This window comes from Streptomyces sp. ISL-66, assembly GCF_018614135.1.
Taxonomy (GTDB): Bacteria; Actinomycetota; Actinomycetes; order Streptomycetales; family Streptomycetaceae; genus Streptomyces.
Genome location: NZ_JAGGOW010000005.1, coordinates 60,442 through 67,902 on the forward strand (window position 1 = coordinate 60,442; position 7,461 = coordinate 67,902).

The window sequence follows — 7,461 nt, forward strand, 5'->3', positions numbered from 1 at the left end:
TGTGTGCGTACGAAGGCCACATCATCGCAGGGCGTACGAAGGCTCCCGCCCCGGCCCGTCGCCCCGCCCCGGCGCCTCAGCCCACCACCTTCAGCAGCAGCACCGAGCGGGCCGGGACCGTCACCGTCCCGCCCCCGTCGTGCCGGGTGCCCGGGGCGGCCGCCTGGTCCTCCCGGGAGGTGTCCAGGACCAGCTCGTACGACGCGGCCCACGGAGCGCCCGGCAGCACCCACTGCGCCGGCCGGTCCCCGGCGTGCATCAGCGCCAGGAAGCTGTCGTCCGTCACCTGCCGTCCCCGTTCGTCGCGGCCCGGGATGTCCAGGCCCGACAGGTACAGGCCCACCGCGTCGGCGGGGGCGTACCAGTCCCCCTCGGTCATCTCCGTGCCCGCCGGGGTGAACCAGGCCAGGTCCCGCAGCCCGTCCGTGCCCTGCGAGCTGCCCGAGAAGAACGCCCGCCGGCGCAGCACCGGATGGGCCCGGCGCAGCGACAGCAGCCTGCGGGTCAGCGACAGCAGCCCGTGCCAGGCCGGGTCCGAGAGCAGCGACCAGTCCACCCAGCTCGTCTCGTTGTCCTGGCAGTACGCGTTGTTGTTGCCGCCCTGGGTCCGGCCGAACTCGTCGCCCGCGACCAGCATCGGCACACCGGTCGACAGCAGGAGGGTGGTGAGCAGGTTCCGCAGCTGGCGCCGGCGCAGCGCGACCGTGTCCGCGTCGTCCGTCTCGCCCTCCGCCCCGCAGTTCCACGACCGGTTGTCGTTGGTCCCGTCCCGGCCCTCCTCGCCGTTGTCCTCGTTGTGCTTGGACTCGTACGTCACCAGGTCGCGCAGGGTGAACCCGTCGTGCGCGGTGATGAAGTTGACCGAGGCGTACGGCCGCCGCCCGCCCCACGCGTACAGGTCGCTCGATCCCGACAGCCGGTACCCGAGGTCCCGCACGTCGGGCAGCGCGCCCCGCCAGAAGTCCCGGACGGCGTCCCGGTAGCGGTCGTTCCACTCCGTCCACAGCGGCGGGAACGCCCCCACCTGGTACCCGCCCGAGCCCACGTCCCACGGCTCGGCGATCAGCTTCACCCGCCGCAGCACCGGATCCTGGGCGATCACGGCGAGGAACGGCGACAGCATGTCCACGTCGTGCATGGAACGGGCCAGCGCCGCCGCCAGGTCGAAGCGGAAGCCGTCCACCCCCATCTCCGTCACCCAGTAGCGCAGCGAGTCGGTGATCAGGCGCAGCACGTGCGGGCGCCCGGCGTGCAGGGTGTTCCCGCAGCCCGTGTAGTCCGCGTACCGGCGCTGGTCCGACTGGAGCCGGTAGTACGCGCGGTTGTCGATCCCGCGCAGTGACAGCGTCGGGCCCAGCTCGCCCGCCTCCGCCGTGTGGTTGTAGACCACGTCGAGGATCACCTCGATCCCGGCCGCGTGCAGCGCCTTGACCATCCGCTTGAACTCGCCGACCTGCTGCCCGGTCGTACCGCTCGACGAGTAGCCCGCGTGCGGCGCGAAGTAGCCGATCGAGTTGTAGCCCCAGTAGTTGGTCAGCCCCCGGCGCAGCAGGTGGTCCTCGTGGGCGAACTGATGGACCGGCAGCAGCTCCACCGCCGTCACCCCGAGACCGGTCAGGTGCTCGATCGCCGCCGGGTGCGCGAGGCCCGCGTAGGTGCCGCGCAGGTGTTCGGGGATCCCCGGGTGGCGCATCGTGAAACCGCGCACGTGCAGTTCGTAGATGACGGAATCGGCCCACGGTGTCTTCGGCCGGACGTCGTCCGCCCAGTCGTCGTCATCGTGGACCACGACCCCCTTGGGGACGTGCGGCGCCGAATCGCGGTCGTCGCGCACCGTGTCCGCGATGTACTGCTGCGGCCAGTCGCGGACGTGCCCGTACACCTCCGGCGGCAGCCGGAAGTCCCCGTCCACGGCCCGCGCGTACGGGTCCAGCAGCAGCTTCGCCGGGTTGTAGCGGGCCCCCGTCCACGGATCCCAGCGGCCGTGGACCCGGAACCCGTACCGCTGCCCGGGGCGCACGCCCGGCAGGAAGCCGTGCCAGATCTCGTGCGTGAGCTCCGTCAGGGCGCACCGGGTCTCCGTCCCGGCCTCGTCGAACAGACACACCTCCACCGCCTCCGCGCCCTGTGCCCAGAGCGCGAAGTTGGTCCCGGCGGTCCCGTCCGGCCCGTGGTGGAACCGGGCCCCCAGCGGATGCGAGGACCCGGGCCACACCGGTGGTCCGGGGCGGGCCTGCGCCCGCACCGCGGGGCCCCTGAGCCGGTCGGCCGCCGGCCCGTGCCCGGCCCCGGCTCCGTCCGGATGCCCGTCCGGATGCCCCTGGGGATGCCCCGCCGGGGGCTCGTCGACGTGCGGAACGGTCAAGGCCGCCCCTCCGCTCCGTACCTCGATCGCGACGGCTTCCACCGTTTCCTGCTCGGCTGCGCTCGACACTGCCCGCCTCCACGGCTCTCGGTACCGGTAGGGGTAAGGGAAGTGCGGCCCCGGCGTCCCGGCCAGGGCCCGCCCCCGTCTGGTCCTTCTCACTGTTCTGCCCGGACTGTTCTGCCTGGAACTCGAGTCACACCCACGTTTCCCTCGGAGGTGCCTCGTCGTTGGAGGAACGTGACTTTTCTGACGAGGCGGGCAGGGGCGGGCTTGGCCGCCGTGGCGGCGTGGGCGGGCCTCCTCGGAGGCCTGTCCGGATGCACCGGAGACGGCGGCTCCCCGATCGAGATCCAGCTGCCCGGCAGACCCCGGTCACCGGACGAGGCGATCCGGATCACTCCGGACGACAACGCCAAGGGCGTCCCGGCCGAGGGACCGCTGACGGTCACCGTGCCCGAGGGCCGGCTCGAGCGCGTCGTGGTGACCAAGGTGGAGGACGCCCAAGAGGAGAAGGTGCCCGGCACCATCGCCGTCGACGGGCTCAGCTGGAGTCCCGACCCGGAGGCCGGACGGCTCGCGCTCGCGGCCAAGTACACCGTCGACGCGGTCGCGCTCGACGGGCACGACCGCCGCCAGGCCCGGCACACCACCTTCACCACCTACGTTCCCGAGGAGCGGTTCATCGGCTACTTCAAGCCGGAGAACCGCTCCACCGTCGGCACCGGCATGATCATCTCCTTCGGCTTCAACCGCTCCATCGAGCGGCGCGCCGACGTGGAGCGGGCCATCACCGTCACCTCCGTCCCGCCCGTGGAGGTCTCCGGACACTGGTTCGGCGACGAGCGGCTCGACTTCCGGCCCAAGCAGTACTGGAAGCCCGGCACCGAGGTCACCGTCAAGATGAGGCTGCGCGACGTCGAGGGCGCGCCCGGCTCGTACGGCATCCAGGACAAGACCATCCGCTTCACCGTCGGCCGCTCCCAGATCTCCACCGTGGACGCGGCCGCGCACACCATGGAGGTCCGGCGCGACGGCGACCTGGTGTCCACCGTGCCGATCACCGCGGGAGCGCCCAAGAACACCACGTACAACGGCAAGATGGTGGTGATGGAGCTCTTCGACGTCACCCGGATGAACGGGCAGACCGTCGGCTTCGGCGGCGAGTACGACATCCCCGACGTCCCGCACGCCATGCGGCTCACCCGCTCCGGGACCTTCCTGCACGGCAACTACTGGGCCAGCCCCGACACCTTCGGCTCCACCAACGTCAGCCACGGCTGCATCGGACTGCGCGACGACAAGGGCGGCGGATCCGACACCCCGGCCGGCTGGTTCTTCGACCGGAGCCTGGTCGGGGACGTGGTCGAGGTCGTGAACTCGCAGGACAAGACGGTCGCCCCGGACAACGGGCTGGGCGGCTGGAACATGTCCTGGACGGCGTGGGTGGCCGGCTCCGCCGCCGGCTGACCCCGCCGGACCCGACCGCGCACCGATCGAGTGAGGGTCGGACCGCGATGCCCCGGCGCGTCCCCGGCGCGTTCCCGGCGTATCCGCGGCGCGTCCGCGGCGCGTCACCACTCTTGGGACGGAACGGTGACACGCTCGTACCTTCCCGTGATATCCCCCTGTGATTTCCTGGCAGGAAGCGCGCGACTGCCCGCGCGCGGGGGACATGGGGAGAACAAGAGTGAACCTGCAGCCGATACGCGGCCGCGCCCGCACCGGCCTGCCGGCCCTCCTGCTGGGCGCGGCCCTGCTGTTGACGACTGCGTGCAGCGGTGGGGGCAACGGCGGGGGCGCCGGCGGGAGCGGTGGAGCCGACGGGGGTGCCGGGACGACCGGTACCGAGGCGTCCAAGGCCGTCGTGAGCGTCAAGCCGGACGACGGGGCCAAGGAGGTCGCCACCAGCGGCGTCCTCAAGATATCCAGCACCGGCGGCAAGCTCGGTACGGTGACGGTCGCCGACACCAAGGGCAACGCGGTCGAGGGCAAGCTCGCGGAGGACGGTGCGAGCTGGGAGCCCTTGCGCAACCTCGCCTCCGCCACCGAGTACAAGGTGCACGCGGTCGCCAAGGACGAGGCCGGCCGAGAGTCCGCGAAGGACACCACCTTCACCACCCTGACTCCGGCCAACACCTTCATCGGCCAGTACACGCCCGAGGACGGCTCGACCGTCGGCGTGGGCATGCCGGTCTCCATCAACTTCTCCCGGGGCATCACCCAGCCCGAGGCCGTCGAGAAGGCCATCACGGTGACGGCCGAGCCCGCCGTGCCGATCGAGGGCCACTGGTTCGGCAACGACCGCCTGGACTTCCGCCCCGAGAAGTACTGGGCCGCCGGCACCACGGTCACCGTGAAGCTCGCCCTCGACGGGGTCGAAGGCCGCCCGGGGGTCTACGGCAAGCAGACCCGCACCGTCACCTTCAAGGTCGGCCGCTCGCAGGTCACCACGGTCGACGCCGCCGAGCACGAGATGCACGTGGTCCGCGACGGCACGGAGATCAAGAACGTCCCGATCACCGCCGGCGCCCCCTCGAACACCACGTACAACGGGCAGATGGTCATCAGCGAGAAGTACAAGGTGACCCGGATGAACGGCGCGACCGTCGGCTTCGGCGGGGAGTACGACATCTCCGACGTCCCGCACGCGATGCGCCTGACGACCTCGGGCACCTTCGTCCACGGCAACTACTGGGCCTCGTCCGGCACGTTCGGCAGCGAGAACGTCAGCCACGGCTGCGTGGGCCTGAAGGACGTCCGCGGCGCGGGCGACGGCAACCAGCCCGCCGCCTGGTTCTTCAACGAGTCGCTGATCGGCGACGTCGTGATCGTCAAGAACTCCAAGGACAAGACCGTCGCTCCCGACAACGGCCTCAACGGCTGGAACATGGACTGGGCGGAGTGGATCAAGTAAGCCTCCGCCGTACGTAGTCCGGGTGGCCCGGTGCTGTGACCCACAGCACCGGGCCGCCTCGCGTACCGGGCCTGCCCGGGGGAGACCCCCGGGCCCCCTGGCCCTAACCTTCCCCGTATGACCATCTCTCTCGAAGTCTCCGAAGGCGTCGGCGTCATCCGGCTGGACCGGCCTCCCATGAACGCCCTGGACATCTCCACCCAGGACCGGCTGCGCGAGCTCGCGGTGGAGGCGACCGACCGGGCCGATGTCCGTACGGTCGTCATCTACGGCGGCGAGAAGGTGTTCGCGGCGGGGGCGGACATCAAGGAGATGCAGACGATGGACCACGCGGCCATGGTCGCCCGGTCCCGCGGACTGCAAGACGCCTTCACCGCCGTGGCCCGGATCCCCAAGCCCGTGGTCGCGGCCGTCACCGGCTACGCCCTGGGCGGCGGCTGCGAGCTGGCCCTCTGCGCCGACTACCGGATCGCCGCCGACAACGCGAAGCTCGGCCAGCCCGAGATCCTGCTCGGCCTGATCCCGGGCGCGGGCGGCACCCAGCGCCTGTCCCGGCTGATCGGCCCTTCGAAGGCCAAGGACCTCATCTTCACGGGCCGCATGGTCAAGGCCGACGAGGCGCTCGCGCTCGGTCTCGTGGACCGGGTCGTGCCGGCCGCCGAAGTGTACGAGCAGGCGCACGCGTGGGCCGCGAAGCTGGCGCAGGGTCCGGCCCTCGCGCTGCGTGCCGCGAAGGAGTGCGTCGACGCGGGCCTGGAGGCCGACATCGACACCGGGCTGACCATCGAACGCAACTGGTTCGCGGGCCTGTTCGCCACCGAGGACCGTGAGCGCGGTATGCGCAGCTTCGTCGAAGAGGGGCCGGGCAAGGCCAAGTTCCTTTAGTGCCGCGGCCCCGCGAGGGGCCGCCGGACCGGGACGTCCTCCCTGAGGGTGGATTAGCCAGCCCTTAAGGCAACCTTAAGCGGAATGGGTGATCCACTCAGGGTGATCACTGATGTGCGCTGTGTGATCGCAGGTCAGGGCGGGTGCTGCGAGATCCAGATTGCCGAACGCATATGCCGGAAGGCCTCCTCGGGCTCCACGATTCCGAGGGGGCTTTTCCCGCGGAACGGCCCGAGCGGCCGCACCGGCCGTCCATGATGGGTGCATGGCGGGTCTGGAGGGTGTGGAACAGCCGCGGCAGCGCAGCAGCGCTTCCGCCGTACGACTCACGGGGGCCCTGGAGGACGAGCAGGGCCTCAACGTGCTGGAGTGGTACGGGAATCCGGCCGAGGAGGAAGTGACACTTCCCTCCCTGCCCGAGTCGGCGGGCAGGGCCCGCCGGCTCACCCAGTGCGTCGTGGTGCGGCTCTGGGGCCTCTCACCGCAGATCGCCGAGCACGCCGTGCTGCTGGTTTCCGAGCTCGTCGGCAACGCCGTCCGGCACACCGGAGCGCGCTCCTTCGGTTTACGGATGCTCAGGCGCCGCGGCTGGATCAGGATCGAAGTGCGCGACCCCTCGCGGGGGCTGCCCTGTCTGATGCCGGTCGACGAGATGGACACCACGGGCCGGGGGCTGTTCCTCGTCGACAAGCTCTCCGACCGCTGGGGCGCGGACCTGCTGCCGCGCGGCAAGATCACCTGGTTCGAGATGCGGGTGGCGGACCGCTGAGCGGTGGCCGAGGCCCGGCCAAAACGCAGAAACCCCCTGTCGCCGTGGTGGGGCAATGTGGGGGTTTCATGGGTGCGCCGAGGATCGAAGGGGGTGTGATCCTCGGCGGCGGGACTTCGCTCGGGTCAACGGGAAGCCGTGGTTCCGACTATGGCAGACGAGGGACCAAATGCCAAAAGTCTCAACTTGGACATAAGTGTGCATATCCCAAGAGTTTCTACCTAAATCTTAGGTGAGATGGGCCACTGGCCTCGCAATCAGTGAATAGATATCCACCGCTCAGAGTGAATCGTTGATCACGTAGCGGACAGGTGCCCCTGGGGGGCGGCCCCCTCGAAGGTCCCGAAATGGGTCAATCATTACCTAGAGGGGCAACCACCCCTTAAATGGGCAGGTGCTCTGCTACCCGGACCGCCGATCCGCTCTCCGAGCCGGCGCGGCGGTCGCCGCCGGCACCCTCACCGCCGCCTGCGGCACGGGTGCCCGTACCGCCCCCGCCGGCCCCGCGCCGTCCGCGCCGTCCGC

The 7,461-nt window shown here is 70.7% G+C and carries 5 protein-coding genes; 4 read left to right on the forward strand and 1 reads right to left on the reverse strand.

Annotated elements, in window-relative coordinates; translation table 11 throughout:
• Window positions 1–76: 76 nt before the first annotated feature.
• Window positions 77–2,245: a glycogen debranching protein GlgX gene (gene glgX / locus J7E97_RS01305; protein WP_308346171.1), complete on the reverse strand. Its 2,169-nt coding sequence runs from the start codon at window positions 2,243–2,245 to the stop codon at window positions 77–79.
• 393 nt (window positions 2,246–2,638) lie between these two features.
• On the opposite strand from glgX, the gene J7E97_RS01310 reads away from it, so the two are divergent.
• From J7E97_RS01310 to J7E97_RS01325, 4 genes are all read left to right on the forward strand, one after another.
• On the forward strand, window positions 2,639–3,835 hold the full coding sequence (locus J7E97_RS01310) for an Ig-like domain-containing protein (RefSeq protein ID WP_251053570.1): 1,197 nt from the start codon (window positions 2,639–2,641) through the stop codon (window positions 3,833–3,835).
• A gap of 205 nt (window positions 3,836–4,040) precedes the next feature.
• Window positions 4,041–5,282, forward strand: a complete 1,242-nt coding sequence (locus tag J7E97_RS01315) for an Ig-like domain-containing protein (protein ID WP_215021399.1) — start codon at window positions 4,041–4,043, stop codon at window positions 5,280–5,282.
• Between the two features lie 117 nt (window positions 5,283–5,399).
• Entirely contained in the window at window positions 5,400–6,167 is a 768-nt protein-coding gene (locus J7E97_RS01320; RefSeq protein WP_215021400.1) for an enoyl-CoA hydratase/isomerase family protein, read from the forward strand.
• Between the two features lie 265 nt (window positions 6,168–6,432).
• Window positions 6,433–6,936 (forward strand): ATP-binding protein, encoded by a 504-nt coding sequence (locus J7E97_RS01325; RefSeq protein WP_308346166.1) that lies wholly within the window; start codon window positions 6,433–6,435, stop codon window positions 6,934–6,936.
• Window positions 6,937–7,461 lie beyond the last annotated feature (525 nt).